This is a genomic window from Pseudomonas sp. NPDC089547, from assembly GCF_050280665.1.
Classification (GTDB): Bacteria; Pseudomonadota; Gammaproteobacteria; order Pseudomonadales; family Pseudomonadaceae; genus Aquipseudomonas.
Genome location: NZ_JBNNVS010000002.1, coordinates 193,516 through 219,970 on the forward strand (window position 1 = coordinate 193,516; position 26,455 = coordinate 219,970).

A 26,455-nucleotide genomic window follows, 5' to 3' on the forward strand; every position below is an offset into this window, starting at 1 on the left:
TCTGGTGGAGGGCGCTCAGGCCTTGACGGTGCGCTTTTCGATACGCTTTTCGAAGGTGCCGACGATGACACGGTCCACGTAGATGCCCGGGGTGTGGATTTCGCTGGGCAACAGCACGCCAGGCTCGACGATCTCTTCCACTTCGACCACGGTGATCTTGCCGGCGGTGGCTGCCAGCGGGTTGAAGTTTTGCGCGGTGTTGCGGTACACCACGTTGCCGTAGTGGTCGGCTTTCCAGCCCTTGACGATGGCGAAGTCACCGGCGATGGATTCTTCGAGGATGTATTTGCGCCCGTTGAACTCGCGCACCTCCTTGCCCTCGGCTACCGGGGTGCCGTAACCGGTGGCGGTGTAGAACGCCGGGATACCGGCGCCGCCAGCGCGCATCTTCTCGGCCAGGGTGCCCTGCGGGGTCAGTTCCACCTCCAGTTCGCCGCTGAGCAACTGGCGTTCGAACTCGGCGTTTTCGCCCACATAGGAGGCGACCATCTTGCGGATCTGCCGGTCTTCCAACAGCACGCCCAGGCCAAAGCCGTCGACGCCGCAGTTGTTGGAGACCACGGTCAGGCCCTTGACGCCAAGCCGCTTGATTTCGCTGATGAGGTTTTCCGGGATGCCGCACAGGCCAAAACCACCGGCCAGTACTGTCATGTTGTCGGTCAGGCCTTCAAGGGCCTGTTCATAGGTTGCAACGCGCTTGTCCAGTCCGGCCATGCTGATCCGCCTTTTGTAGTTGTTGAACCGACGAGGCTGTCGGTGAGCGTGTGCAGACATCTTCACCGCAAGCGACTGATTTGTTAATTTTGTTTTCGTCATCGATTGATAACTTTTGCAAAACAAACAATAGGCCTGTCATGAACGTCAAGCAACTGCGTGCCTTTGTCGCCGTGGCCAAGTACCAGAGCTTCGCCCAGGCCGGTGAGCACCTGCATGTCTCGCAACCGGCGCTGAGCCTGACCATCAAGGCCCTGGAAGAAAACCTGGGCGGCGCCCTGCTCAGCCGCACCACACGCAGCGTCAGCCTGACCGCCGAAGGCGAGGTACTGTTGCCGCTGGCACGGCGCCTGCTGGCCGATTGGGACGATACCGAAGAAATGCTGCGCCAGCGCTTCACCCTGCAACTGGGCCGGGTGGCGGTGGCGGCCATGCCGGCTTTCGCCGGCAACCTGCTGCCCCACTCGCTCAAGGTATTTCGCCAACGTTACCCCAAGGTCAACGTCACCGTGCATGACGTGATCAACGAACAAGTGCTGGAACTGGTACGCCATCGTCGCGTCGAACTGGGCATCGGCTTTGAACCGGACAACATCGATGGGCTGCACTTTCACCCTTTGTACATGGACCGTTTCGTTGCGGTGGTACCCGCAGACTCGCCCTTGGCACTGCAGCCCCAGGTCAGCTGGGCACAATTGATGGCCGAAGACTTCGTAGCCCTGCAACGCCCTTCGGCGGTACGCCTGTTGATGGAGCAGAATGTGGCTGCCCAGCACGGCAAGTTGACGGTGGCCTTCGAGAGCCACCAGCTGGCAACGATTGGCCGCATGGTTGCCAGCGGCCTGGGGGTGAGTGCCGTACCGGCGCTGTGCATCAGCCAGATGCAGGAGCTGGGTGCCCGCTGCGTGACCCTGGTCGAGCCCACGGTCGAGCGGCGTATCGGCGTGATTGCCCTCAGCGAACACAAGCTTTCCACGGCAGCGCAGGCGCTGCTTGAGGTTCTGCTTTCCAACACCCGCCCCCCGGAGGTGACATGCGTTACGTGAAACTGGCAGGTTCGAGTGTTCCGGCTATCGGCCAAGGCACCTGGTACATGGGTGAAGACCCAGGCCGCAAGGCTGCCGAAGTGGCGGCCCTGCAACAGGGTATCGAGCTGGGCCTGAGCCTGATCGACACTGCCGAAATGTATGCCGAAGGCGGCGCGGAAGCGGTAGTCGGCCAGGCCATTGCCGGGCGCCGCGACCAGGTTTTTCTGGTCAGCAAGGTCTACCCGCACAATGCCAGTTCTCGCAGCATGGCAGCCGCCTGCGAGCGCAGCCTCACGCGCCTGGGCACCGACTGCATCGACCTGTACCTGCTGCATTGGCGTGGCCAGCACCCGCTGGAAGAAACCGTCGAAGCCTTCGAGCGTTTGCGCGAGCAAGGCAAGATCAAGCGCTGGGGCGTGTCCAACTTCGACGTCGACGACCTGCGTGAGCTGCACAACCCTGACTGTGCCACCAATCAGGTGTTGTACAACCCGGCCCAGCGCGGCATCGAGTTCGACCTGCTGCCGTGGAGCGAAAAGCGCGCACTGCCGACCATGGCTTACTGCCCGCTGGCCCAGGCTGGGCGCTTGTTGCAGCACCCGACACTGGCAGAAATCGCCGAGCGCCATGGCGCCACTCCGGCCCAGGTCAGCCTGGCCTGGGTAACCCGTACTGATGGCGTGATCGCCATTCCCAAGGCGGTGGAGCCTGAACATGTGCGGCTGAATGCGGCTGCGGGCTCGCTGACATTGACCCGTGAAGACCTGCGGGCGATTGACCGGGCGTTCCCGGCGCCTGCGCGCAAGCAGCGGCTGGCGATGGTGTGACAAGCAGACGGTAAACCACCAGCGAGACTCCAACGTGTTGCATGGCACCGGCTGCGCCGGTGTTCGCGGCTAAAGCCGCTCCCACAGGCATAGTGCTAACTCGAAGCCAGCACAGTTCCTGTGGGAGCGGGCGCGCCCGCGAAACAGGCAACGCAGTGGATGGCACCGGCTTTGCCGGTGTTCGCGGGCTCGCCCGCTCCCACAGAGATTGCGCGAGCTTTAATATTTTAAACAAGACAGTTGCTCCCAGAGCGATCCGCGCAAGGACCGGGGAATTAATGGAAGTCCCGGCTGCGCACATCCAGCCCCTGCAACAATGGGCTCACATCCTCCAGCCGCCGCGCAATCAAGTGCCTTACCCCTTCCTCCTGCTCCAGTCGCCCGCTGACCTTGAGCAACTGCGACCCCACCAGCGCCCGCCGCTGCCGTTCGGCCAAATCCCGCCACACCACCACGTTGACCATTCCGTGCTCATCTTCCAGGGTCACGAAGGTCACGCCGCTGGCAGTCTGTGGCCGTTGGCGCCCTACCACAAGGCCAGCCACGGCAATGTTGTCGCCATGCTCGACACCCTGCAACTCCAGCGAACTCCGACACCCCAGCGCCCGCAGGCGCGAGCGCAACAGGGCCAGCGGATGCGGCCCGAGCGTGGTGCCCAGGGTCTGGTAATCGGCCACCAGGTCCTCAGCCACGGTGGGTACAGGCAGATTCACGGGTAGTTCAGGCGCTGCTTGCACCTCAGCGAACAGGGGTAACTGCGGCTGTACCGCTGCTACCTGCCAACGTGCCTGGTGCCGATCGCTGGCCAAGGCCCGCAACGCCCCGCCATCAGCCAGCCGAGCGCGGGCGCGGGCGTCGAGCCCGGCACGCAGGCACAGGTCTTCGACATCACGCCAGGGCCGCTGCGCCCTCGCCTGCTCCAGGCGTATGGCATCGGCTTCGGCCAGGCCGCGCACCAGGCGCAGGCCCATGCGAATGGCCAGCGCCCCTCCTGCCTTTGGTTCAAGGGTGCAGTCCCAGCCACTGTGGCACACGTCCACCGGGCGCACGTCGATACCCTGGCGACGAGCCTCCTGCAGCAACTGATCGGGGCTGTAGAACCCCATGGGCCAGCTATTGACCAATGCGCAGGTGAAGATGGCCGGTTCATGGCACTTCAGCCAGCTGCTGGCATAGCACAGCAAGGCAAAGCTGGCTGCGTGCGACTCCGGGAAGCCATAGCTGCCAAAGCCTTTGATTTGCTCGAAGATGCGTTCAGCAAAGGCCAGCTCGTAACCATTGCGCAGCATGCCTTGCACCAGCCGTTCGCGGTGGGGTTCCAGGCCACCGTGGCGCTTCCAGGCGGCCATGCTGCGGCGTAGCTGGTCGGCCTCGCCCGGCGTGTAGTCGGCCGCGACCATGGCCAGCTCCATCACCTGCTCCTGGAACAGGGGTACACCCAAGGTACGCTCGAAGACGTCCTTGAGCTGCGGTGAGGGGTAAGTCACGGGCTCCTGTTTCAGGCGCCGGCGCAAGTAGGGGTGCACCATGTCGCCCTGAATCGGCCCAGGGCGCACAATCGCCACTTCAATGACCAGGTCATAGAAGGTCCTGGGCTGCAGCCGGGGCAGCATGGCCATCTGCGCACGCGACTCGATCTGGAACACGCCCATGGTCTCTGCCCGGCTGATCATCGCGTAGGTGGCCGGGTCCTCGCCGGGGATCGAGGCCAGTGTCAGTGCTTGGCCGCGATGGCGTTGCAGCAGGTCGAAACAACGGCGCAAGGCACTTAGCATGCCCAGTGCCAGCACATCGACCTTGAGCAGGCCGACCATGTCCAGGTCGTCCTTGTCCCACTGGATCACCGTGCGCTCCACCATGGCAGCGTTTTCCACCGGTACCAGTTGGTCGAGTGGTTGCTGGGAGATGACGAAGCCCCCCGGGTGCTGCGACAAGTGCCGGGGGAAACCGATCAGTTCGCCAGCCAGTACCAGCAGCCGCCGCAACGATGGGCTGCCGGCCTCGAAGCCGGCTTCTGCCAGGCGTTGGTCATCGGGAATACGGTCGCTCCAGCGGCCACAGCATTTGGCCAGGGCATCCACCTGGTCCGCCGGCAAACCCAGCACGCGCGCCACATCCCGCACGGCACCCGCTGCATGGTAGGTATTGACTACCGCAGTCAGCGCCGCACGGTGTCGGCCATAGCGGTTGAACACGTACTGGATCACTTCTTCGCGCCGGTCGTGCTCGAAGTCCACATCGATGTCAGGTGGCTCGTTACGCTCTCGCGACAAGAAGCGCTCGAACAACAAGCGGTGTTCCATGGGGTCCAGTTCGGTGATACCCAGCACGAAACACACCACCGAGTTGGCTGCCGAACCGCGGCCCTGGCAGAGAATGCGCTGGCTGCGGGCAAAGGCGACGATGTCATGCACGGTCAGGAAATAACTTTCGTAGCCAAGCTCCTCGATCAGCGCCAACTCCTTGGCCAGCACGTCACGCACTTTGCCGCTGGCCCCATCAGGCCAGCGCAACGGCAAGCCCTGCTCGCACAGCTCACGCAACCAGCTCGCCGGGGTATGGCCCTGAGGCACCAGTTCGCGGGGGTACTGGTATTTCAGCTCGCTCAAGTCAAACTGGCAGCGCTCGGCAATGGCCAGGGTCTCGGCCAGCAGGTCGGCGGGATAGAGTTCGCCCAATTGTGCCTGGCTGCGCAGGTGGCGCTCGCCATTGGCAAACAGAAAGCGACCGGCTTCTGCCACCTGGCAATGCTGGCGGATGGCGGTCATGCAGTCCTGCAAGGCACGGCGGCCACGCACATGCATGTGCACATCGCCACAGGCCACGGCGCGAATACCCACTTCAGCCGCCAGGCTTCGCAAGCGTTGAAGGCGCATACCATCGTCACTGCCACGGTGCAGGTGCACGGCCAGCCACAGGTGCTCGCCAAACACGCTGCGCAGCCACGCGCCAGTGGCCGTATCGCTGTGGTCATCGGCGACCCATAACGCCAGCAGGCCATCAGAGTGCTGCAGGTCATCGCGAAGCAGCTGGTACTCGCCCTTGCGTGCTCGCCGCCGAGCCCGAGTGATCAGCGCACACAAGTTCTGGTAGCCGGCCAGGTTCTCTACCAGCAGCACCAGCTTGGGGCCGTCCTGGAGTTGAACCTCACTGCCTACGATCAGCCGCAGTTGGTGCACCTTGGCAGCCTGCCAGGCCCGGACGATCCCGGCCAGGGTACATTCGTCAGTGATCGCCAAGGCCTGGTAACCCTGGTCACGTGCTCGCCGGAACAGCTCGTCGGCACTCGATGCACCGCGCTGGAAACTGAAGTTGGACAAGCAATGCAGCTCGGCATAACCCGGGGTGTTCATGCAAACCAGCCCTGCAGCCACATAGGGCCGGCCTGGCCCAGGTCGCGATAGGCCCAGCCCCGCAAGCCATCACGGGTTTCGATACGGTAGTAGTCGCGGCGTACGTCGCCACCATCCCACCAGCCTGACTCAATCCGCTCGGCATGGCCGTGTACCTGGTAGCCGGCATCATCCAGCGCTACCGGCGCCGGCAGCAGCCAGCCTGGACGGCTGCCCGGGGCAACCGGCATGTTGCCTTGAGCACCCTGCCCGCCAGTTGCCAGGCACATTCGGGGCGGTGATCGGCTGCCGCGGTCAGCCCCTTGACGGCGGTGTCCCCCAGGCGAGCGCGCAGCCGCTCGCGCAGCTGCTCCCAAGGCTGCGCCTGTTGCGCACGTGGGTCGAACAGCGCTTGGTGCTGCGGCACAAAAGGTGGCAGGTCGTCAGCCACCAGCCGCAGGTTGCGCACGGGAGCAGGAATGCGCAGCGGCTCCAGGCGCCCCCGGGCCAGTTCAAACAGCATGCCGGCATCGCGCTCGGCTGCCAGCAGGCCTACCTTGAGCAGGGTGTCCGGCCCATCGGCATGCTCCAGATGCAGGCAAAAGCGTTGCACACCACAGTCACGCCCGGCCAGAAACGCCGCAAGGTCGTTGAGCATGCGCCGCAGCGGGAACAACAGCGCCTGATGCGACTCGACGTCGAAGTTCAGCTCCAGCCGGGTCTCGAAGCGGTCCGGTGGCAGGTAGAAGTCCAGCCCCGGATTGCGCAGGCCGAGTAGCTGGTCGAGGTGCAGCTGTACCTGGGCCGGAAAGCGCCTGGCCAACGTATCACGCGGCAAGGCCAGCACCTGGCTAAGCTGGCGCAAACCCATGCGGTTGAAGGCTTCGGCGGCCTCGGCCGGCAAACCGATACGTGTGATGGGCATGCCTGACAGCGCTGCACGGGTGGCGTCGGCATCACCCACGGCCAGGCCATCATGCCCATTGGCAAGCATGCGTGCCGCCACCGGATTGCTGGCCATGACGATACGGTGACGCAGGCCCAGGCCTGCAAGCTCCTGGCGCAAGCGTGCCTCGAACAAGGGCCAGGGACCGAACAGCTGCAGGCTGGAGCCCACCTCCAGTAGCACCGCACGTGGGTAATGCAGGCTGACCTGGGCGCTGAAGCGATAGGCCCAGGCCGCCAGCAATTGCTGTACCTGTTCGATACGCCCGGGGTCGGCTTCGACACACGCGAAACCATCGGCCAGGGCGCGTGCTGCCGTCAGGGTTTGCCCTGCCCGCAACCCGAGTGCAGCTGCTGCCGGGTTGACTGCTTGCAGAACCCGACGCTGGGTAGGGCCACCCAATAGCGCCAAGGGTGTGTCGGGGTCGTCACGCTCACGCAGGATTGTGTCCAGCGCCAGCTGAGGGAGCAGGATACAGGCCCAGAGCATGGTGCATCAGCCCCGCCCTGAGCAGGCGATGGGCAGCGCTGGTGGCATGCCGCCCCGGCTTTTCAGCACACGCCACTGCGCGGGACGTGTGTCGATGGCAATGCGCAATGCGGCTGGCGACGGGTTGTGCGCCGCTTGATGGGGCCTGCAGGCAAAGGCCAGCGCCTGGCCGGTTTCCGCAGCAACCTGCAAACGCCGCAGGGCTCGGTCATCAGCACGCTCAGGCCAGCACAGCACCGCTGCGCAGCTGCCGGAGCGCAGGCACTGCTCGGCAGCCCACAGGGCATCGGCAGGCTCGGCATCCACCTGTACCAGCCAGCGCAGGTCCACGCCTGCCGCTTGCCACGCAGGGGCGTATGGAATAAAGGGCGGCGCCACCAGCACTAGCCGGCTGGCTTGCGCACTGAGCCGCGCCAGCGTTGGCCACAGCAGTTGCAGTTCGCCGCAACCGGGGCTGGCCAACAACAGTTCGCTAAGTGCCGCTGCCGGCCAGCCGCCTTCGGGCAGGCGCTCGTCAAGGCTGGCATGCCCGGTAGGCTGCAACCCGAGTGGCCGGGCCTGGGCCTGCCGCCCGCGCCATACACGGCGCTGGTCGAGCAGCCTGTCGAGATCGACCACCGCGCCCATCAGTCGCGCCTCAGCAAGCCGCAGAACACGCCTTCGATAAAGAATTCCTGTTCAGGCTTCACATCGATGGGCGCATAGGCCGGGTTGCGTGGCAACAGCCGGTAATTGCTGCCCTGGCGTTGCAGCCGCTTGATGGTCACTTCGCCGTCCAGGCGCGCAACCACAATCTGGCCGTCGCGGGCGTCGGCCTGCTGAAGGATACCGACCAGGTCACCGTCGAAGATGCCGTCGTCGATCATCGAGTCGCCGCGCACTTTAAGCAGGTAGTCGGGTGTACGGCGGAACAGGCTTGGGTCGAGCAGCAACTGTTCGTGGATATCAAGATCCGGGCCGATGGGGGCGCCAGCGGCTACCTGGCCCAACACCGGGACTTCAAGAATTTCCGGCCGACGTAACGGTTCGGCCAGGCGAATGCCCCGCGCCTGGTTGGGCGTGACATCGATATAGCCAGCCTGGCAAAGGGCGGTGATGTGCTTGCGGGCTACGCTGCGCGAAGCAAAACCGAAGCGTGTGGCGATATCGGCCAGGCTGGGGGGCTGGCCATGATCGGCAATGCGCTCACGGATGAACTCGAAAATGGCGCGGCGTTTGGGAGTAAGATTGTCCATGGAGCACATTTGTACTCCTTTCGGAGCACGCTGAACAGCCCCCCTTGTCGCCAGCTTTGGTTATCATCCCCTGGCTCGTGTTTTTCTGATCTGGATATCCCATGCTGACTGCGCTGCTGTTCGACCTCGACGGAACCTTGACCGACACCGACACCCTGCACTTGCAGGCTTTTCGCCAACTGCTGCGTGAGCATGACGGCCGCGAGCTGAGCCAGGCGCAGTTCGATGCCCAGGTAAGCGGCCGCGCCAACGGCGAGTTGTTCGCCGAACTGTTCACAGAGGCCAGTGCCGAGCAGTGCCAGGCATTGGCCGACCGCAAGGAAGCGCTGTTCCGGGACATGTCGCCGCAGCTGGAGCCGATGCCAGGGCTGTTGCGTCTGCTGGCCCATGCCGAGGCCAAGGCTATGGGCATGTGCGTGGTGACCAACGCGCCGCGGCTGAACGCCGAGCACATGTTGAGCGCCATGGGCCTGGCCCAGCGGTTCGAGCATGTGCTGGTGGCCGAAGAACTGGCGCGCCCCAAGCCGGACCCTCTGCCCTACCTCACCGGGCTGCAACGGCTGGGTGCCGAAGCCGGGCAGGCGCTGGCTTTTGAGGACTCGCTACCGGGTGTTGCAGCGGCCAGTGGTGCCGGGATATTCACCGTGGGCGTGGCTACCACCCAAACGCCGGAGCGGTTGCTGGCGGCGGGGGCGAAGTTGGTAGTGAATGACTTCAATGACCCGGCATTGTGGGCGTTGATCGAGCCCACCCAATGACCCTTGAAGGTTGCCCATGCTCATCGACGAAGAACTGACCCTCAAGAAGCTGGAAACCTTCCTTGCCTTCATGCGCACCGGCAACCTCGGCCGTGCGGCCGTCGAACTGTCCACCAGCGCCGTCAGCGTGCACCGCGCCATCCACTCGCTGGAGAGTGCCCTGCGCTGCCCACTGTTCAAGCACGAAGGCCGCCAGCTGATCCCGCTGGAAAGCGCCTACGTGCTGGAGAAGAAAGCCCGGCAACTGATCCAGGACGCCGAGCAGATGGTGCGCCAGACCCGCGAAGCCGCCGGGTTCTATGCCGAGCGCTTCCGCTTGGGTGCGCTCTATTCGCTAACGGTAAAAACCGTGCCCAAACTGGTCATGGGCCTGAAGCTGCGCCGTAGCGAGCTGAACATCGACCTCACCCTGGGCTCCAACGTCGACCTGCTGCAGCGCCTGAAAAACCACGAGCTGGAGGCCATTCTGGTTTCACTCGATGAAAGCGCCAGCGACCCGGCTTGCGAGCAGTTGCCGTTGTTTTCTGACGACATCTTTCTCGCGGTCCCCACTGACTCGCCCTTCGCCGGGCAAGCCGAGGTGGACCTGGCCGACCTGGCCGACTCCACCTTCATCACCCTGACCCAGGGTTTTGCCACCCACCGCGATGGCGCACGGGTGTTCCAGCAGGCCGGCTTCGAACCGAAAGTGGCCATGCAGGTGAACGATATCTTCACCCTGCTGAGCATGGTCAGCTCGGGCGTGGGCTTTGCCCTGCTGCCTGGGCGTATCGCGGCGGTGTATGAGAACCGCGTCAGGCTGATTGCCTTGAAGCCGCAATATCGCTTGCAGCAGCATATCGGCGTGGTGTTTCTGAAAGCGCGGGAGCGGGAGCCGAACCTGCTGGCGCTGCTGGCAGAGTGCCGGATGTACAGCCTGGAGCGCTAAGCTGCCGTGCGGCCTGCCGATACCGGGCCTCTTCGCAGCACAAGGCTGCTCCTACACGAGTGCGCGATACTTGTAGGAGCAGCCTTGTGCTGCGAAGAGGCCGGTACAGGAAAGCTCAAGCCATCATGGCCCGCTGCACATCGCCCACTGTGGTGGCCAGGCTGCTCAGGTGCAGGTTCAGCACCCGCTCGACAGGCGCCTGGTCCACCGGCCAGTGCAAGGCAATACTCCCGGCCAGGCGCCCTTCTGCATGCACCGGCAGCGCAATGGCGCGAATCAGGAACGGCAAGCGCACCGGGTATTCCCAGTGCCCTTCGGTTCGCTGGCCAAAGCCCTTGTGTGCTTCCTCCTCGATATCACGCAGCAGCGTGTCATCGCCCAGGCGCTGATCGGCCGCCAGACGCTGCACTTCATCCCCCGCCAACTCTCCCAGGCATGCCCGCCCCATCGCCGAGTGAAACAGGCTGGCATGGTGCCCGACGATCTGGCAGGTATGCGGATAGCGCTTGCGCAACACATGGGGGATGGCGCTCTCCATTACCTCCAGCCGCTCGCCGTCGAAACACGACAGGTCCACCACCAACCCAGTGCGCTCGCTCAGCTCCAGCAGCATAGGTGCAGCACTTTCCACCAGGCGCCGCTTGAAACGCATCTGCCGGTCACCGAACAGGCGTCGCGCGCACAGGCGATAACGCCGGTCGCTAAGGCCACGGTAGATCCAACCCTGCTCCTGCAAGGTTGCCAGCATGCGCGACACTGTGGCCTTGGGCAGGCCAGTCAGATAATGCAGTTCTTCCAGGCCCAGTGCCTGGTGCTCGCCGAGCAGGTCGACGATGGCCAGCGCCCGCTCAACCGAACGCACGCCGCCACTGTCTGCCGTGATGCCCATGGGTATGACCTCCTTGTAGCTGGATGGTCAGCATAACCAGCAAGAACCGCGCCTGCCCAGTGACTTCATGAAGCCAGCAGGCAAGCTGGCGGGCGCCGCTCGACCCAGCGGGTGAGCTGTTCATGGGCATACGCCAGTTGCAACACGGCGTGGTCGGCCTGGGCCGGGCCTATGATTTGCAGGCCCATGGGCAACCCGGCACTGTTGAAGCCGATGGGTATGCTGATGCTTGGCAGACCGGCCAGGGTCGGGCCGATCACCACTTCCATCCAGCGGTGGTAGGTGTCCATCGCCCGCCCCCCGACGACCGTGGGCCAAGCCTGCTTTGCATCGAAAGGGAACACCTGGGCCGACGGCAACAGCAGGTAGTCGTAACGCTCGAACAAGTCGGCCAAGGCACGGTACCAGTCGCTGCGGTCCAGCGAGGCCTGGTACAGCGCAGCGGCGCTCAGGTGCAAGCCACCTTGCACTTCCCACTGTGCTTCAGGTTTGAGCAATGCACGCTTGGCTGGGTCGGCATAGGCGGCACCGAGGTTGCCATGCACCAGGAAGTGGCGGTGGGTCAGCCAGCATTGCCACAAGCGCGCCGGGTCGTAAGCCGGCTGGCAAGCCTCCACCCGGCAACCCAGTTCGGCGAAATCGGCCAGTGCTGATTCGCACAAGCTCATCACGCCGTCATCCATCGGCAGGTAGCCGTTGTAATCGCCCAGCCAGCCAACCCGCACGCCGCGCAAGTCACGCTCAAGCCCTGCGGCAAAATCGCGGCGGCCCTCGCTCAGTGACAGCGGTACCCGCGCATCAACACCCGCCTGGGTCGACAACAGCCGCGCCACATCCACCACGCTACGCCCCATAGGCCCTTCGGTGGCCAGCTGCTGCACGTACAGCTCTGGCGCAGGCCCATGAGGCACGCGGCCCTGCGACGGGCGCAGGCCGAACACATTGTTGAACGCCGCCGGGTTGCGCAGCGAGCCCATCATGTCGCTGCCGTCAGCCACCGGCAACAGGCGCATGGCCAGCGCGGCCGCCGCGCCGCCACTGCTGCCACCGGCCACACGTTGTGGGTCGTAGGCATTGGTGGTGGTGCCGAACAGGGTGTTGTAGGTTTGCGAGCCAAGGCCGAACTCGGGCACGTTGCTTTTGCCAACAATCAGCGCCCCGCTCGCCCGCACCCGCGCCACGCTGATCGCGTCATGCTCGGGCACCTGTTCGGCTAACAGCGGCGACCCCAGGGTGGTGCGCAGCCCGGCAGTGGCCGCCAGGTCCTTGATCGCCTGCGGCATGCCGTGCATCCAGCCGCGCGAGTGACCACGGGCCAGTTCACGGTCACGCTCATCAGCCTCGGCCAGCAACGCCTCAGCCGGGCGCAATGACACCAGCGCGTTAACGTGCGGGTTGTAGCGCTCGATATGCGCCAGGTAGGCCTGCATCACCTCCCGGCACGATACCTGCCGGGCATGGATGGCCTGGGACAAGGCCTCGGCATCGAGGGCAACGATGGGGTCGATGGCTAGGGGCATCACGGTTTTACTCCAAGGTTCAAGGCGGCAGGCTTGCCCGCTCGGGGGGCCTCTTTCAGGCAATAAGTGCCCAGCAGTGTCAGCAAGCAGGCGAACAGCACGTAGAACGACGGTGCCACAGGGGTGCCGAGCACCTTGCTCAGCCAGGTAACGATCAACGGGGCAAAGCCGCCGAACACCATCACCGCCACGTTATAGGCCACAGACACACCGGTAGAGCGCACCTCGACCGGGAACTGTTCGGCCAAGGCGGTAGGCGCCGGCCCGAAAAAGCCACCAATGGCCGTGCACAGCAGCAGTTGCATCACCAGCAGGCGTTCCAGCGAAGGCGCGGCAGCCACCCACATGTACAGTGGATAGACCATCACGAAAAACGCCAGAGTGAAGGCCATCAGCACCGGCCGACGCCCCACCCGGTCTGACAATGCGCCGGCCAAAGGAATGACCACCGTCATCAGCCCGACGGCGAGCATCTGTATCAGCAGCACCTGATCCAGCGGCAAACCGAGATTCTTGTGAGCGAAGGTCGGCATGTTCACCAGCACCACATAGAACGACACCGTCGCGCCACAGGCCAGCCCCATCGACACCAGCACGCTGCGCCGATGCTCACGCAGCACCTGCCACAGGCTGGGCGACTGGCCCTTGGCCTGCCGGCGCGCCTCGACGAACTCCTCGGGCTCTTCCATGTGCTTGCGGATCCACAGCCCCACCGGGCCGATCAGCAGGCCGAGCACGAACGGGATGCGCCAACCCCAGCTGTCCAGCGCCTCTGGCGAACACAGGTGTGTCACAAGGGCCACCATCGCCGCTCCGGAAAACACCGCCAGGCACTGCCCCACCAGTTGCCACGAACCATACAGCCCCTTGCGGTGCGCGGGTGCGCTTTCCACCAGAAATGCCGTGGCACTGGCGTACTCGCCACCCGTGGCAAAGCCCTGCAGCATGCGCGCCACCACGATCAGCATCGGCGCGGCCATGCCAATGGCCAGGTAGTCGGGAGCAAAAGCGATCATGGCGATGGACACGGTCATCAGGCGGATGATCATCTGCATTGCCGCCTTGCGGCCTTTGCGGTCGGAATACATCCCCAGCAACACACCGCCCACCGGGCGCATGAAAAAGCCGACGCCAAAGGTGGCCAAGGCCATCAGCAGCGAGGCGTACTCGTCGTCGGACGGGAAGAACTGTCGGGCGATGATGCTGGCCAGAAAGCCGTACACGATAAAGTCATACCACTCCAGGGCGTTGCCAATGACGGCAGCCACAACCTGCCGGGTGCGCGACACGCCGGTGCTCGAACTCTGCATAGAAACACTCCACACGATGATTGGGTGATCGCCCAGGCGCGGTTGCGCCCGGGTTCCAGCGGCAGTGGTAAAAACGCAAGGTCAGGCGGGCGCGAGCCAGCGCTCTGTCAGCGCGCCCCAATAGGCGGCGCCGGTCAGCAGGATGTCGTCGTTGAAGTCGTAGGCCGGGTTGTGCACCATCGGCCGCCCCACGCCGTTGCCGATGAACAGGTAGGCGCCCGGGCAGCGTTGCAGCATCCAGGCAAAGTCTTCGCTGCCCATCAGCTTGCGGGTGTTGCCATCCACCGCTTCGGCACCCAGCAACTCCACCCCTACCTGGGTTGCAAAGGCGTTCTCCGCTGCATGATTGACCAACACGGGGTATGCCGGGCGGTGCTCGATGGTGGCACGGCAGCCAAAGCTTTCGGCCTGGCTGACGATGATCGCCCGCACCCGCGCCAGGGTCTGCGCCCGCACCTCGGCATCGAGCGCACGCAGGCTCAGGCGCAGCAGCGCCTGTTGCGGAATCACGTTGGCTGCTTCGCCAGCCTGCAAGGCGCCTACCGTAACCACGGCAGCCTCCTGGGCATCGATGTTGCGCGCCACCACGGTTTGAAGCGCCATCACCACACTGGCCGCCGCCACCAGCGGGTCCACGGTCAGGTGGGGCATCGAGCCATGCCCGCCAACCCCGTCGAGGGTAACCGTCATCAGGTCTTGCGAGGCCATCATCGGCCCCTCGCGAAAGCCCAGCTGCCCGGCCGGAAGCCCCGGCATGTTGTGCATACCGAACAGCGCATCGCAGGGGAAACGCTCCAGCAGCCCATCGGCCAGCATCGCCTCGGCGCCACCCTGGCCCTCTTCGGCCGGTTGGAAAATCAGCGTAAGCGTGCCGTCGAACTGCCGGGTTGCCGCCAGGTACCGGGCAGCGCCCAGCAGCATGGTGGTGTGGCCGTCATGGCCGCAGGCGTGCATGCAACCCTGGTGCTGGCTGCTGTAGGCGGCGCCAGTCGCTTCGTGGATGGGCAGCGCGTCCATGTCTGCGCGCAAACCCAGGCGGCGTGAGCTACTGCCATTGCGCAGCACGCCCACCACGCCGGTCTTGCCGATGCCGGTGTGCACCTCATAGCCCCACTCCTCCAACAGCCGGGCGACCAATGCAGAGGTGCGGCTTTCTTCAAAACCCAGTTCGGGGTGGGCATGGATATCGTGACTGATAGCGTGCAGGTCGCTGGCTACATCGTTCAGCCAGGCTCGGATGTGCTGATGTCGGGACATGTACAGTCTCCTCGCGCGGGTGGTTTCCCGTTCTTGTTGTTCGCCTTGAGGTCACGACGGGTAAGGCAGGTCGTGCTTGGCGACAGGTAACCGCGAGCAGGCTGGAAGCACAATCTAATCTGGTTTCACACGGTGGAACCGAAAGTACCCATGCGTGTTGGCGTAGCCTGCTTCGCTGACTCCAGTGTGTTTTTGCTGTTAACGTGGGCGCACTGTTCAATTGCTGCAAAGGACCGCGCCATGCCCCCACGCCAAACGCCCCCGACCGGTTTCGTCCGCGTGCGCGGGGCCCGCGAGCACAACCTGAAGAACATCGATGTCGATATCCCTCGCGATGCACTGGTGGTGTTCACAGGCGTGTCTGGTTCAGGCAAGTCTTCGCTGGCCTTTTCAACGCTGTACGCCGAGGCCCAGCGCCGCTATTTCGAGTCGGTGGCGCCCTATGCCCGACGCCTGATCGACCAGGTTGGCGTGCCGGACGTGGATGCCATCGAAGGCTTGCCGCCTGCGGTGGCCTTGCAACAACAACGTGGCACGCCAAGTGCGCGTTCCTCGGTGGGTAGCGTGACCACGTTGTCCAGTTCCATTCGCATGCTCTATTCCCGAGCCGGCCACTACCCGGCTGGCCAGGCGATGCTGCATGCCGAAGACTTTTCGCCAAATACACCGCAGGGCGCCTGCCCGCAATGCCATGGCATGGGCCGGGTTTACGAAGTGACCGAAGCCACCATGGTCCCCGACCCGTCGCTGACGATTCGTGAACGTGCAGTTGCGTCATGGCCGATGGCCTGGCAGGGCCAGAACCAGCGAGACATCCTGGTGACGCTGGGCTATGACGTTGATATCCCCTGGCGTGATTTGCCTCAGGCACAACGTGACTGGATTCTGTTCACCGAAGAAACCCCAACCGCCCCCGTGTATGCCGGCCTGACCCCGGCGCAGACCCGCGCCGCCCTCGAACGCAAGCAGGAGCCCAGTTACCAGGGCACGTTCATGGGCGCGCGCCGCTATGTGCTGCACACCTTCATGCATTCGCAAAGTGCACAGATGCGCAAGCGTGTGTCCCGGTTCATGCGCCCCAGCCCCTGCCCGATGTGCCAGGGCAAACGCCTTAAGCGCGAGGCACTGGGGGTGACTTTTGCCGGGCTGGATATCGCTGAACTGTCGCACCTGCCGCTGCAGGCATTGGCCGAGGTATTGCGCAACGTAGCGGCAGCGGACTACCTGCAGCAGCAGCAGGAAGACCTGACCCTGGAAAAACGCCTGGCCGCCCAGCGCATCGCCAACGAGCTGCTCGAACGCATCGATACGCTGCTTGACCTGGGCCTTGGCTACCTGGCGCTGGAGCGCAGCACACCGACCCTGTCCTCCGGTGAGCTGCAACGCTTGCGCCTGGCCACCCAGCTGAATTCGCAGCTCTTCGGTGTGATCTACGTGCTCGACGAGCCCTCGGCCGGCTTGCACCCGGCCGACAGCGAGGCCTTGTTAGAAGCCCTGCAACGGCTGAAGCTCGCCGGCAACTCGGTCTATGTGGTTGAGCATGACCTGGACACCATGCGCCGCGCCGACTGGCTGGTGGATGTGGGGCCTGCTGCCGGTGAGCACGGCGGCACCATTTTGTACAGCGGGCCACCCGCAGGCCTGGCGGGGGTCGAGCATTCGTCCACCCGCGCCTACCTGTTCGATGCAACGGCCCAGGCCACGCGTGCATCACGCCAGGCCCTGGACTGGCTGAAACTGGAAGGCATCACCCGCAACAACCTCGTCAACCTCAGCGCAGAATTCCCCCTGGGCTGCTTCACTGCCGTGACCGGTATTTCCGGCTCGGGCAAGTCCAGCCTGGTGAGCCAGGCGCTACTGGAACTGGTTGGTGCGCACCTGGGCCATGCCGAGCAACGCAGCGAACCCGAAGAGCAGAGCCTGGAAGATGAACCTGAACAGGCCGGCAGCGGACAGGTAAGCGCTGGCCTGGGCACCATAAAACGCCTGGTGCAGGTCGACCAGAAGCCGATCGGCCGCACGCCACGCTCCAACCTGGCCACCTATACCGGCCTTTTCGACCATGTGCGCAAGCTGTTTGCCGCTACCGAGCAGGCCAAGGCGCAAGGCTTCGATGCCGGACGCTTTTCTTTCAACGTCGCCAAGGGCCGTTGCGCCAACTGCGAGGGTGAAGGCTTTGTCAGCGTCGAATTGCTGTTCATGCCCAGCGTCTATGCGCCCTGCCCGACCTGCCATGGTGCCCGCTACAACCCGCAAACCCTGGCAGTGACCTGGCAGGGCATGAACATTGCGCAAGTGCTGCAATTGACTGTCGACCATGCTCTGGAAGTGTTCGCCGAGCAACCGGCGGCACGTCGCTGCCTGCAAGTGCTGCAGGATATCGGCCTGGGCTACCTGCGCCTGGGCCAGCCTGCCACCGAGCTGTCCGGCGGTGAAGCCCAGCGCATCAAGCTGGCCACCGAATTGCAGCGCATGGCCCGCGGGGTGACGCTGTATGTGCTGGATGAACCTACCAACGGCCTGCACCCACAAGACATCGACCGCCTGCTGGTGCAGCTTAACCGCCTGGTCGATGCCGGGCACAGCGTGGTGGTGGTCGAACATGACATGCGGGTGGTGGCGCAAAGTGACTGGGTGATCGATATCGGCCCGGGGGCCGGGGATGCCGGGGGCCAGGTGGTGGCCAGTGGCCCTCCCCGGGAGGTGGCTGGCTGCGCGCAAAGCCGCACCGCAGCGTTTTTGGCCAAGGCCTTGTAAAGCCGTCAATGGGCCGCAGGGCGACCCGTTGATCTCATCACCCACGCACCTCGTTTACAAGGTTTGCAGGCCGCTCACCCGCCAACGCGGCCAGCAGGTTGTCCACGGCGCAACGCGCCATGGCATGGCGGGTTTCCTCAGTGGCAGAACCGATATGCGGCGTTGCCACTACGTTATCGAGTTGCAGCAGTGGCGAGCCCTGCGATAACGGTTCTTGCACGAACACATCCAGGCCGGCCGCACGGATGCGCCGGGTGCGCAGCGCTTCGATCAGTGCGGGTTCATCTACCACGCGCCCACGTGAAATGTTCACCAGGATCGCCTCAGGCTTCATCAATGCCAGTTCCCGGGCGCCGATCAAGCCTTCGGTTGCGGCACTCAACGGCACAGTCAGGCAAACAAAGTCCGCCTGTTGCAGCAGGCCAACCAGGCTACACTGGCGTGCGCCATAGCGTGCCTCCACTTCAGGCTTGGTACGCTGGCTGTGATACAGCACGCGCATGCCAAACCCGGCGGCGGCACGCCGGGCCAGCGCCTCACCGATGCGGCCCATGCCGATTATCCCCAGCGTCTTGCCATGCACATCGCTGCCAAAATGCGCCGGGCCGAGGTTGGCCTGCCAGTGGCCGTCGCGTACCCAGTTTGCCAACTCCACTACACGCCTGGCGGTGGCCAGTATCAGGGCAAAACCGGTGTCGGCGGTGGTCTCGGTGAGCACGTCGGGCGTGTTGGTCAGCATCACGCCACGCCGGGTGAGTTCAGGGATGTCGTAGTTGTCCACCCCTACCGACACGCTGGCAACCACTTCCAGCGTTGGCGCCAGATCGAGCAGGCTGGCGTCCAGGCGCAGGCTGGCCCCCAGCAGCCCGTGTGTACCGGGCAAGGCATCGCGCAGGCGGGCAAGCCCATCGGCCTGGGCAGTGTCCACCCACGTCACCTCGACTTGCTCGCGCAAGCGTGCCATCAGGTCGTCGGACAAGCGTTTGTACAAGACGATTCGTTTCTTCATTGCAGGGTTCCTAAGGGTTCATCGCCAAACGCGAGCCGCCGCGCTTGGCCTGGCCAGTCGTCTGGGACGTATTGAGTGCGGCGGTAAGCACCACCGCCGTCAACAGCGCACCGCACATGAACAGGTAAGAGGCACCCGGCCCGCCCGTGGCGCCGTTGAGGTAGCCCACCAGCCATGAACCACCGAACGAGCCCAGCGCACCCATGCTGTTGATCAGTGCCATGGCGCCGCCCGCGACATTGGCCGGCAGGATCTCTGGCACGATGGCGAAAAACGGGCCATAGGGGGCGTACATGCAAGCGCCGGCCACCACCAGCAGCGCGTAGGACAGCCAGAAATGATCGCTGCCCAGCGCATACGAGCCATAGAACGCCACGGCGGCGACCAGCAGCGGCGGCCAGACGAAACGCTTGCGCTTTTGCAGGCGGTCGGACGCCCAGGACACGCTCACCATGGCCAGCACTGCGGCCAGGTAAGGCACCGAAGCCAGCCAGCCGGCCTGCACGATATCGACGTTGGCCGCCTGCTTGAGGATCGAAGGCAGCCAGAGCACGAAGCCATACACGCCGATGCTCCAGCAGAAGTACTGCAGCGCCAGGATGATTACCTGCGGCGAGCGGAACGCCTCGCGGTAATTCTTCACCGGTTTGATACCCTGCTGTTCGGCCGCCAGCGCCTGCTGAAGGGCTTGCTTTTCCTGTTCGCTCAGCCAGCTGACCTGGGCCGGGCGGTCATCCACCAGGCGCCACCAGAAGAACGCCCAGATCACGGCGGGCAGGCCTTCAATGATGAACATCCAGCGCCAGTCGTAATGCTTGATGAGGTAGCCCGAAACCACCGACATCCACAGGATGGTCACCGGGTTGCCCAGCATCAGGAAGGTGTTGGCGCGCGAGCGCTCGGCGCGGGTGAACCAGTGGCACAGGTAGACCAGCATTGCCGGCATGACTGCGGCTTCGACCACCCCCAGCAGGAAGCGGATACCGATCAGCATGTAGACGTTGCTGACCATGCCCGTCAGCGTGGCCAGGCCGCCCCAGAGGATCAGGCAAACGAAGATCAGCTTCTTCACACTGCGCTTTTCGGCGTAAATGGCGCCAGGCACCTGGAAGAAGAAATACCCGAGGAAGAACAGCGCCCCCAGCAGCGAAGACAGCACGGGCGTGATGTGCAGGTCTTCGGCCATGCCGGACGCTGCGGCGAAACCGTAATTGGCCCGGTCCAGGTACGCCAGGCTATAGGTAAAGAACACAATCGGGATGATGTACCACCAGCGGCGCGGTGCCAGACTTTGGCTTTGCATGGTTTGTGCCTCCTGAGCTTGTTGTTTTTGTGGCAACAGGTGTTTCGGGGGGGTTCACGCACTCGTGCGCAGGTGAGTGGCGTCCAGTTCATGGCGCAGCGGCAGCCCTTCCATGTCACCACGCGACTGCACGGCGCGGCTGCCGCACCAGTTGCCGCGTGCTACCGCTTCGGCCACGGCACGGCCCTCCAGTAGCGCGCTTAGTACACCCACGGCAAACGCATCACCGGCACCGACCGTGTCCACCACACGGCTGACCGGTACCGGCGCCACCTGCCCTTCGCCCTTGGCGCTGCGGAAGTAGGCACCCGCGTCTCCCAGTTTGATCACTACCAACTCAACGCCCTGGTCGAGGTAGAAGCCAGCGATGTCCGCGGGTGAGCGCTGACCGGTCAGCAACCGGCCCTCCTCCAGGCCCGGCAAAACCCAGTCAGCCTTGGCCGCCAGGGCATTGATTTCGCGCACCATGCTGCCTTGGTCTGGCCACAGGGACGGGCGCAGGTTTGGGTCAAAGGAAATGCTTTGCCCGGCGGCGCGCATGGCGTCTACCAGGGCATGCGACAATGCGCGACACCCCTGGGACAGCGCCAGTGGGATGCCGGTGGCGTGCAGGTGGCGGGCTTGCAGCCAGTCTGTGCGGATGTGCGCGGGCGACAGCTGGCTGGCCGCCGAACCACGGCGGAAGTACTCCACCACCGGGTCGCTACCATCATCGCTGCGGGATTTGAGCTGAAAACCCGTAGGGTAACTGCCATCGACCTCGACGCCGGAGCAGTCCAGGCCTTCGCGGCGCAAGCTTTCGAGCACAAAGCGGCCCAACGAGTCGTCACCCACCCGGCTCAACCAGCGGACCTTGAAGCCCAACCGGGCGAGGCCAACGGCTACGTTGCTGTCCGCGCCGGCGATGCGTTTGCCGAACTGGCTGACAGTGGCCAGGCCCCCTGCCTGCTCGGCGACAAACATGGCCATGGTCTCGCCGAAACACAGCACATCATGCTCATGCATGGCTCACCCCCTCTTCTGCGCCCAGTGCAGACAGGCTGCGCACCTGGGCGCGGGTCAGCGCCAGCAGGTCGTCACCTGCCAAGGGGTACTCGACGGCGCGCACCACGCCGGGGGCGAATTCGGCCATCATCACTGACCACGCCTGGAGGTCTGCCGCTTGCGGGGGTATGGCGACCAGGCGACCATCAACCCGCCGCTGCACAGCCTTGCAGTGCACATACCGCACCCAGCGGCCAAGCTGTCGTGCGGCTTGCCGAGCAGACTCGCCCTGCCACTGCCAGTTACCGATGTCGAAGGTCATGCCCAGGCGCAGCCCAAGCACCTCGGCACGCTGAAAGAAATCCAGCATCGGCTGCAGCCTGCCACCTTGTGCGGTCTGGTCATTTTCAACCAGCAGCAGCGGACCATCGGCGGGCAGTAGCGCCGCCAACGCCGTTACATCGCAGCGCTTGCCATAGTGCCCCAGGGAAACCTTCAGCGCGACCGCGCCAAGCGCCCTGGCGATTTCCAGCTTGTGCAGCAGCAACGGGTCGGGGATACCTTGCTCGGTCCACAACTCAAGGGGCGTGGAATACAGGCATTCCAGGCCTAGCGCAGCAATGACCGCCCCCAGCGCAGCGGTGTCCGGAGCGCTGGCGAACAATTCTTCGCGCAATTCCACACGGCTGACGCCAGCGGCTGACAGCAGATCCAGAAATTGCTCTTGGCCAGTTTGCCGCACAAAGTCGGCGCCGTAGCTTGAAAGGCTGATGGAAACGGGGTTCGGGTGCATTGTTCTTATCCTTATGAAACCGGTTTCATTTTTAGAAAACAGCAGGCATGCAGCTACCTGCCACTGATTAACGTGGGTGGGTTGAACCTCGGATGATCAGGTCGGCCTTGAAGTCGATGCGCCGCGCGGCCCCGCTATCACCGCGCAAGCGACCGAGCAGGCTTTCGAAAGCCGCCACACCGATACGTTCGGTGGGCTGGGCCAGCGCAGTGATGCCATTGCCGACCAAGGGGTACCAGTCGAGATCGTCCAGGGCAATCAGCCCGACGTCCGCGAACATGTTGCGCCCTGCCTGGTGCAGGGCCTTGGTTACCGCCAGGGTGGCGACGCCGTTGAAGGTAAAGATCGCCTGCGGGCCATGGCCATTGGCGCAGAGGAACGAGGCCAGTTGGCCGTCTAGCCGGGCGCTTGTTTCCAGCACTTGCTGGCGCATACCGACGCGACGGCTGACCGACGCGCCGAACGCCTGCACCCGCTCAAGGCGCGAACTGGTGCCGTCGAGGGGTTCGGTGACTGCCAGGATATCGCGGTAGCCCTGGGCCTGCAGGTGGTCCAGGGCCTGCTCGACCGCGTCGGTATTGTCCAGCCCAACCAGATCCACATTCAGTTCGGGCAACTGGCGGTCGACCAATACCATGGGGATAGTGCGTTGCAGGTTGAGCAGTTCTCCGGGGTGGTGACCGAGCGTGTTCACGATCAAGCCTTCAACGTTGTACGACTGCAGGGCTACCAGGTGCTGGCGCTCCTGCTCGTCGTCACGGTCGGTGTTGCACACCACCAGGCTGTAGCCATGCTGACGGCAAGCGGTTTCCACGCCATGCATCACGGCCACCGAATAGGGGTTGAGGATATCCGCCACCAGCATGCCGATCAGCCGCGTCTGGCCACGTTTGAGCCCGCGTGCCATCTGGTTGGGGCGATAGCCGAGGCGTTCGATCACCTCTTCCAGGCGCTTGGCGGTGGCTTCAGCCAGCAACTGACGGTCGCCACCGATGTAACGGGAGACGGTGGCCTTGGAAACGCCAGCGACACGCGCTACTTCGCTGATGGTGACCCGTTCGCGGGCATGGGCAGGCGCGTCGGTCATGGGCAGTCCTTATGATTATTGTGATAGCGATGAAACCGGTTTCAATACAGCAAAACAAAATCCGTTCGTCAACCTGCTGTTGATCATGGCAGGTTGAAGAACAGGACTATCAACATTAGATATCTGATTCATCTTGTTGATATATATGACTTCATAAGCTCAAAAAAAATGTGAGGCCCCGTTTGCCCGCGAATGCAGGCCCAAGGCATTTTTCACATTCAGGTCACTCTCTGCTCACATCCCGCTGCCTACAGTGCCGGCGCTCGCCAACAGAACGAGCTGACAGGAGTGGTAGCATGCTGCAAGGCGTCATCGTCAAATCCCCAAGCCTCAGGGCTAGCCAGGCCTTGCGCCTGCCTTCGCGCAGCGTGCTGATCGCAGTGTTGTGCGTGTTGCTGGCACTGGCCGTGACTGCGTCCTGGGCCCACACCCGCGCGGCGCTTCCCGATCTTGGCAATCCGCAACAACTCCAACGCAGTGGGCTTCATGCCCAGTGGTCGAAAGGTTCGGTCATTGTCGTGCTGCGCCATGCCGAACGCTGCGACCGCTCCCGTGGCGCCTGCCTGGGCGACCCCAGCGGTATCACTGTTGCGGGCAGCCGCACGGCCTCCGATGTAGGCCTCGGCCTGCAACACCTTGGCCTGGGCACAGCCGATGTATGGGCCAGCCCAGAGGTGCGCACCCGGCAGACGGCACAAGCCATGTTCGGTGATAGCATTGCCACGCAAGACTGGCTTGCCCAGTGCGACGGCCACTTTGCAAACAACGCTTTTGCCCACAAGCGGAGCGGCCATAACCTGGTGCTGGTCAGCCACAGCGGCTGCATGGAGCAGTTGGAACAGGCGCTTGAGGTACCTGACAGTGCCCGTTCCAACAGTTATGCCAGCGCCCTGTTCATCACCCAGGGTAGCGATGGCAAAGCGAAGCTCCTGGGCCAGATGGATGCCAGCCAATGGCGCAAACTTGTTGATGCGAAGGAACTCTGAACATGCCCCGCCGCGCCACCTTCTACCGTAACAACCTGATGCTGCCATTATTGCTGGCGGCCATCGTATTCGTGGCATTCGACCTGACAGAACTCGACCGCTGGATCAGCAACCTGCTGCTTGACCCCGCCACCGGCCAGTTCCCGCTACTGCACGATCAATGGTTCGAGAAAGTCACCCACAAGTGGCCACGTATACTGCCGGACTGGACCGGTGAACTGGCAGTCGTCGGCAGCTTGCTGTCCTTCATCTGGCCACGCCTGGCAAACCGCCCCCAATTGGGCGTGACCCGGCTGCTGGAAAAAACCCGCGTCGCCCCAGTGCTCCGTTTTACAACCCTGCACCGCCGCGATCTGCTGTTCGTCGTAGTGGCGTTCGCGCTGAGCACCACCGTCATTCATTACCTGAAAAGCCATACCAGCGTGTACTGCCCGGTAGAAACCACCCTGTACGGTGGCCAGCAAGCCCGGGTGGAATGGTTCGAAAACTTCTCCTGGTGGAGCAAGGCTGGCGATGGCCGTTGCTGGCCAGGTGGCCATGCTTCCAGCGGCTTTACCTTGCTGGCCCTGTATTTCGTAGCACTGCGCCATCGCTGGGTGCATGCCCGCAAACTGCTGGTGGCCATTTTGCTGGTTGGGTTCGTGTACGGTACTACCCGGGTGTTGCAGGGCTGGCACTATATGTCTCACACGTTCTGGGCCGGTATCTTCGTGTGGCTGACCTCTTGGGTAACCGCGATGTTCTTCTATGGCCGTAGTGCCCTGCAGGCACCGGCAAACAGCCCTACCCCGGCTGGTACGGCTGTTCCACAGCTGTTGTAGTTTCGGCCACAAAAAGGTTGCGTTTTGCCCTGGCCTGCGGCGATGCTCTCAGCACCGTTGAAGTGACGATCAGGGAAGGCCTTTATCAGCATGGAATCGCTTCATAGCATCAAGTCAGACCTGGTCAGGACAGCTGACCACCTGGACCAACTCAGTCAGGCCATGAGCGGCCACGCCAGGTTCATGGAAGCCCGTGGCACCTCGCAGAGCGAAATCGATGTCACGGCGCATATCAAGTCCATTGATGTAGTGGCCGATGAACTACGCTCTGTCGCCGCAAGGATCGACGATATTGACGGTGCTCGCAAATGAACGACCCGAGCGGTTTGGCCATCCGACTGCTTTGATGCCTTGACCCGACTCAGCGCCCCCAAACATGGGGATCAGGGCCTGGCGCCCCGGTAAAGCCTGAGGGCCGCAACATCCAGGGCCAACACGCTGGAAACCAAGAAAAACATGACGTAAAGGTCTTCAGGAAGCATTGCCGTATCCCCCAAATGCACCGGTTTTCAATGGATCAGCAATTTCTGTTCCATTGTTTACCTCAAGGGACTGGGCAACTAATCAACTGAACTTGAGCTTTGCCACTTTGCTCAGCGCCCACCCACTGAACACATAAAACGCATCCAGATAGAACAGGCCTTCGTAATTGGTCAAAGGCGCGTTGTTCAGCAGCACCTCAGGTGCCGGAGCAGGTGGAAATAGGGCATATAACCCGTTGGGCAGCACCGCCAGAACAAGCAACAACAGGTAGGTGAGGACCTGCAGCAGGGTGGCACGACGAGGGTATTTGCCGGCCCATTTCAGGCCGTAGAAAGCAACCAGGCCGGCAACTGGCAACACCCAGAAATGCGTCGGGATCCCGATGAACATTTCAGCAACAACGCTTCTTGCTTCCACCCGCTGTACTCCATCCAAATGCCCGGATTATTACGGGCGGGGCTGGCAAAAGCAAAAAGAGACGCAACTCACGCCACCTCTGGTGCTACCAGCCACTTCTTGAACTTCGCCGGTGAACCGGCGTAGAGCGCGTTCGGCGGCACATCCTGGGTCACCACGCTGTTTGCGGCGACTACGCTGTTGTGGCCGATACTGATACCTGGCAAAACCACGGCACCGGCACCAATCCAGGCATTGTCGCCTACCGTGATCGGGGCAATGTAATCATTGTCCTTGCGCCGCTCGGGGTTGAGGTCATGGCTGGTCGTACACAAGCGTACTTGTGGGCCAAGCATGGCCATACGGCCGATGCGGATAGTGGCTTCATCCAGGAACACACAACCGCTGTTGATGAAAGCGCCCTGCCCCAGCTCCAGGTTGCCACGTTCGAAGTAGAACGGCGGCCGAATGACCACATGGCTTTCAGTGCGAACACCGGTTTTGGCCAAGAGGCGGTTGACCTGCTTCTTGCCCAGGTCATGGGTATCCAGCAAGCGCATGAACTGACGCGCAGACAAGGTTCTTTTGAGTTTTGCGACGAAT

The 26,455-nt window shown here is 63.4% G+C and carries 23 protein-coding genes and 1 pseudogene; 8 read left to right on the top strand and 16 right to left on the bottom strand.

What is annotated here, in order from left to right:
- Positions 1-15 precede the first annotated feature (15 nt).
- Positions 16-714 carry a CoA transferase subunit A gene (locus tag ACQKPZ_RS02445; RefSeq protein WP_427535348.1) on the bottom strand — a complete coding sequence of 233 codons (699 nt, stop codon included), beginning with the start codon at positions 712-714 and terminating at the stop codon, positions 16-18.
- 140 nt (positions 715-854) lie between these two features.
- On the opposite strand from ACQKPZ_RS02445, the gene ACQKPZ_RS02450 reads away from it, so the two are divergent.
- A complete protein-coding gene (locus ACQKPZ_RS02450; protein ID WP_427535349.1) occupies positions 855-1,760 on the top strand; it encodes a LysR family transcriptional regulator in 906 nt (301 codons plus the stop codon).
- Complete coding sequence (locus tag ACQKPZ_RS02455) at positions 1,748-2,569, top strand: aldo/keto reductase (protein ID WP_427535350.1); 822 nt, start codon at positions 1,748-1,750, stop codon at positions 2,567-2,569. The genes ACQKPZ_RS02450 and ACQKPZ_RS02455 overlap by 13 nt, the downstream gene beginning before the upstream one ends.
- A 275-nt stretch (positions 2,570-2,844) precedes the next feature.
- On the opposite strand, the gene ACQKPZ_RS02460 is transcribed toward ACQKPZ_RS02455, so the two are convergent.
- From ACQKPZ_RS02460 to lexA, 4 genes and pseudogenes are all read right to left on the bottom strand, one after another.
- The gene (locus tag ACQKPZ_RS02460) at positions 2,845-5,922 is read right to left on the bottom strand and encodes an error-prone DNA polymerase (RefSeq protein ID WP_427535352.1); all 3,078 of its coding nucleotides are present in this window, start codon (positions 5,920-5,922) and stop codon (positions 2,845-2,847) included.
- A pseudogene (locus ACQKPZ_RS02465) lies at positions 5,919-7,336 on the bottom strand (Y-family DNA polymerase). Before ACQKPZ_RS02465 ends, ACQKPZ_RS02460 begins: the two are co-directional and overlap by 4 nt.
- 6 nt (positions 7,337-7,342) lie before the next feature.
- A complete protein-coding gene (gene imuA / locus ACQKPZ_RS02470) occupies positions 7,343-7,963 on the bottom strand; it encodes a translesion DNA synthesis-associated protein ImuA (protein WP_391125893.1) in 621 nt (206 codons plus the stop codon).
- Positions 7,963-8,580, bottom strand: coding sequence for a transcriptional repressor LexA (gene lexA, locus ACQKPZ_RS02475; protein ID WP_391125896.1), 618 nt, complete (start codon positions 8,578-8,580; stop codon positions 7,963-7,965). Before lexA ends, imuA begins: the two co-directional genes overlap by 1 nt.
- Positions 8,581-8,672: 92 nt before the next feature.
- Here lexA and ACQKPZ_RS02480 point away from each other — a divergent pair, with 92 nt between their 5' ends.
- Both ACQKPZ_RS02480 and ACQKPZ_RS02485 read left to right on the top strand, forming a co-directional pair.
- Positions 8,673-9,329, top strand: a complete 657-nt coding sequence (locus ACQKPZ_RS02480; RefSeq protein WP_427535353.1) for an HAD family hydrolase — start codon at positions 8,673-8,675, stop codon at positions 9,327-9,329.
- Between the two features lie 16 nt (positions 9,330-9,345).
- Positions 9,346-10,257, top strand: a complete 912-nt coding sequence (locus tag ACQKPZ_RS02485) for a LysR family transcriptional regulator (protein WP_427535354.1) — start codon at positions 9,346-9,348, stop codon at positions 10,255-10,257.
- Between the two features lie 115 nt (positions 10,258-10,372).
- Here the strand turns inward: ACQKPZ_RS02485 and ACQKPZ_RS02490 are convergent, their stop codons facing one another.
- From ACQKPZ_RS02490 to ACQKPZ_RS02505, 4 genes are all read right to left on the bottom strand, one after another.
- On the bottom strand, positions 10,373-11,146 hold the full coding sequence (locus tag ACQKPZ_RS02490) for an IclR family transcriptional regulator (RefSeq protein WP_427535355.1): 774 nt from the start codon (positions 11,144-11,146) through the stop codon (positions 10,373-10,375).
- A gap of 65 nt (positions 11,147-11,211) precedes the next feature.
- Positions 11,212-12,666 carry an amidase gene (locus tag ACQKPZ_RS02495; protein WP_427535356.1) on the bottom strand — a complete coding sequence of 485 codons (1,455 nt, stop codon included), beginning with the start codon at positions 12,664-12,666 and terminating at the stop codon, positions 11,212-11,214.
- Complete coding sequence (locus ACQKPZ_RS02500; protein ID WP_427535357.1) at positions 12,666-13,976, bottom strand: citrate-proton symporter; 1,311 nt, start codon at positions 13,974-13,976, stop codon at positions 12,666-12,668. Before ACQKPZ_RS02500 ends, ACQKPZ_RS02495 begins: the two co-directional genes overlap by 1 nt.
- 81 nt (positions 13,977-14,057) lie before the next feature.
- Positions 14,058-15,233, bottom strand: a complete 1,176-nt coding sequence (locus ACQKPZ_RS02505; RefSeq protein WP_427535358.1) for a M20 aminoacylase family protein — start codon at positions 15,231-15,233, stop codon at positions 14,058-14,060.
- Between the two features lie 240 nt (positions 15,234-15,473).
- Here ACQKPZ_RS02505 and ACQKPZ_RS02510 point away from each other — a divergent pair, with 240 nt between their 5' ends.
- Entirely contained in the window at positions 15,474-17,990 is a 2,517-nt protein-coding gene (locus ACQKPZ_RS02510) for an excinuclease ABC subunit A (RefSeq protein WP_427535359.1), read from the top strand.
- 37 nt (positions 17,991-18,027) lie between these two features.
- Here the strand turns inward: ACQKPZ_RS02510 and ACQKPZ_RS02515 are convergent, their stop codons facing one another.
- The 5 genes from ACQKPZ_RS02515 to ACQKPZ_RS02535 form a co-directional block, all read right to left on the bottom strand.
- Positions 18,028-18,999, bottom strand: coding sequence for a 2-hydroxyacid dehydrogenase (locus ACQKPZ_RS02515; protein WP_427535361.1), 972 nt, complete (start codon positions 18,997-18,999; stop codon positions 18,028-18,030).
- Between the two features lie 10 nt (positions 19,000-19,009).
- A complete protein-coding gene (locus tag ACQKPZ_RS02520) occupies positions 19,010-20,302 on the bottom strand; it encodes an MFS transporter (RefSeq protein WP_427535362.1) in 1,293 nt (430 codons plus the stop codon).
- Between the two features lie 54 nt (positions 20,303-20,356).
- Positions 20,357-21,307: a sugar kinase gene (locus ACQKPZ_RS02525; RefSeq protein WP_427535364.1), complete on the bottom strand. Its 951-nt coding sequence runs from the start codon at positions 21,305-21,307 to the stop codon at positions 20,357-20,359.
- Complete coding sequence (locus tag ACQKPZ_RS02530; protein WP_427535366.1) at positions 21,300-22,079, bottom strand: sugar phosphate isomerase/epimerase family protein; 780 nt, start codon at positions 22,077-22,079, stop codon at positions 21,300-21,302. The genes ACQKPZ_RS02525 and ACQKPZ_RS02530 overlap by 8 nt, the downstream gene beginning before the upstream one ends.
- 67 nt (positions 22,080-22,146) lie before the next feature.
- The gene (locus ACQKPZ_RS02535; RefSeq protein WP_427535367.1) at positions 22,147-23,166 is read right to left on the bottom strand and encodes a LacI family DNA-binding transcriptional regulator; all 1,020 of its coding nucleotides are present in this window, start codon (positions 23,164-23,166) and stop codon (positions 22,147-22,149) included.
- 296 nt (positions 23,167-23,462) lie between these two features.
- On the opposite strand from ACQKPZ_RS02535, the gene ACQKPZ_RS02540 reads away from it, so the two are divergent.
- The 3 genes from ACQKPZ_RS02540 (at position 23,463) to ACQKPZ_RS02550 (ending at position 25,285) form a co-directional block, all read left to right on the top strand.
- Positions 23,463-24,152: a histidine phosphatase family protein gene (locus tag ACQKPZ_RS02540; RefSeq protein WP_427535369.1), complete on the top strand. Its 690-nt coding sequence runs from the start codon at positions 23,463-23,465 to the stop codon at positions 24,150-24,152.
- A gap of 2 nt (positions 24,153-24,154) precedes the next feature.
- Positions 24,155-24,973: a phosphatase PAP2 family protein gene (locus ACQKPZ_RS02545; RefSeq protein WP_427535370.1), complete on the top strand. Its 819-nt coding sequence runs from the start codon at positions 24,155-24,157 to the stop codon at positions 24,971-24,973.
- 90 nt (positions 24,974-25,063) lie between these two features.
- On the top strand, positions 25,064-25,285 hold the full coding sequence (locus ACQKPZ_RS02550) for a hypothetical protein (RefSeq protein ID WP_391125951.1): 222 nt from the start codon (positions 25,064-25,066) through the stop codon (positions 25,283-25,285).
- 252 nt (positions 25,286-25,537) lie between these two features.
- On the opposite strand, the gene ACQKPZ_RS02555 is transcribed toward ACQKPZ_RS02550, so the two are convergent.
- Together ACQKPZ_RS02555 and ACQKPZ_RS02560 are read right to left on the bottom strand one after the other, a co-directional pair.
- The gene (locus ACQKPZ_RS02555; RefSeq protein WP_427535431.1) at positions 25,538-25,846 is read right to left on the bottom strand and encodes a hypothetical protein; all 309 of its coding nucleotides are present in this window, start codon (positions 25,844-25,846) and stop codon (positions 25,538-25,540) included.
- 95 nt (positions 25,847-25,941) lie between these two features.
- Entirely contained in the window at positions 25,942-26,430 is a 489-nt protein-coding gene (locus ACQKPZ_RS02560; RefSeq protein ID WP_427535372.1) for a DapH/DapD/GlmU-related protein, read from the bottom strand.
- Positions 26,431-26,455 lie beyond the last annotated feature (25 nt).

What these genes read in the sequence shown, in the direction of transcription:
- ACQKPZ_RS02445 (WP_427535348.1), bottom strand. Translation starts at nt 714, where the DNA reads ATGGCCGGACTGGACAAGCGCGTTGCAACCTATGAACAGGCCCTTGAA.
- ACQKPZ_RS02450 (WP_427535349.1), top strand. Translation starts at nt 855, where the DNA reads ATGAACGTCAAGCAACTGCGTGCCTTTGTCGCCGTGGCCAAGTACCAG.
- ACQKPZ_RS02455 (WP_427535350.1), top strand. Translation starts at nt 1,748, where the DNA reads ATGCGTTACGTGAAACTGGCAGGTTCGAGTGTTCCGGCTATCGGCCAA.
- ACQKPZ_RS02460 (WP_427535352.1), bottom strand. Translation starts at nt 5,922, where the DNA reads ATGAACACCCCGGGTTATGCCGAGCTGCATTGCTTGTCCAACTTCAGT.
- imuA (WP_391125893.1), bottom strand. Translation starts at nt 7,963, where the DNA reads ATGGGCGCGGTGGTCGATCTCGACAGGCTGCTCGACCAGCGCCGTGTA.
- lexA (WP_391125896.1), bottom strand. Translation starts at nt 8,580, where the DNA reads ATGTGCTCCATGGACAATCTTACTCCCAAACGCCGCGCCATTTTCGAG.
- ACQKPZ_RS02480 (WP_427535353.1), top strand. Translation starts at nt 8,673, where the DNA reads ATGCTGACTGCGCTGCTGTTCGACCTCGACGGAACCTTGACCGACACC.
- ACQKPZ_RS02485 (WP_427535354.1), top strand. Translation starts at nt 9,346, where the DNA reads ATGCTCATCGACGAAGAACTGACCCTCAAGAAGCTGGAAACCTTCCTT.
- ACQKPZ_RS02490 (WP_427535355.1), bottom strand. Translation starts at nt 11,146, where the DNA reads ATGGGCATCACGGCAGACAGTGGCGGCGTGCGTTCGGTTGAGCGGGCG.
- ACQKPZ_RS02495 (WP_427535356.1), bottom strand. Translation starts at nt 12,666, where the DNA reads ATGCCCCTAGCCATCGACCCCATCGTTGCCCTCGATGCCGAGGCCTTG.
- ACQKPZ_RS02500 (WP_427535357.1), bottom strand. Translation starts at nt 13,976, where the DNA reads ATGCAGAGTTCGAGCACCGGCGTGTCGCGCACCCGGCAGGTTGTGGCT.
- ACQKPZ_RS02505 (WP_427535358.1), bottom strand. Translation starts at nt 15,233, where the DNA reads ATGTCCCGACATCAGCACATCCGAGCCTGGCTGAACGATGTAGCCAGC.
- ACQKPZ_RS02510 (WP_427535359.1), top strand. Translation starts at nt 15,474, where the DNA reads ATGCCCCCACGCCAAACGCCCCCGACCGGTTTCGTCCGCGTGCGCGGG.
- ACQKPZ_RS02515 (WP_427535361.1), bottom strand. Translation starts at nt 18,999, where the DNA reads ATGAAGAAACGAATCGTCTTGTACAAACGCTTGTCCGACGACCTGATG.
- ACQKPZ_RS02520 (WP_427535362.1), bottom strand. Translation starts at nt 20,302, where the DNA reads ATGCAAAGCCAAAGTCTGGCACCGCGCCGCTGGTGGTACATCATCCCG.
- ACQKPZ_RS02525 (WP_427535364.1), bottom strand. Translation starts at nt 21,307, where the DNA reads ATGCATGAGCATGATGTGCTGTGTTTCGGCGAGACCATGGCCATGTTT.
- ACQKPZ_RS02530 (WP_427535366.1), bottom strand. Translation starts at nt 22,079, where the DNA reads ATGCACCCGAACCCCGTTTCCATCAGCCTTTCAAGCTACGGCGCCGAC.
- ACQKPZ_RS02535 (WP_427535367.1), bottom strand. Translation starts at nt 23,166, where the DNA reads ATGACCGACGCGCCTGCCCATGCCCGCGAACGGGTCACCATCAGCGAA.
- ACQKPZ_RS02540 (WP_427535369.1), top strand. Translation starts at nt 23,463, where the DNA reads ATGCTGCAAGGCGTCATCGTCAAATCCCCAAGCCTCAGGGCTAGCCAG.
- ACQKPZ_RS02545 (WP_427535370.1), top strand. Translation starts at nt 24,155, where the DNA reads ATGCCCCGCCGCGCCACCTTCTACCGTAACAACCTGATGCTGCCATTA.
- ACQKPZ_RS02550 (WP_391125951.1), top strand. Translation starts at nt 25,064, where the DNA reads ATGGAATCGCTTCATAGCATCAAGTCAGACCTGGTCAGGACAGCTGAC.
- ACQKPZ_RS02555 (WP_427535431.1), bottom strand. Translation starts at nt 25,846, where the DNA reads ATGTTCATCGGGATCCCGACGCATTTCTGGGTGTTGCCAGTTGCCGGC.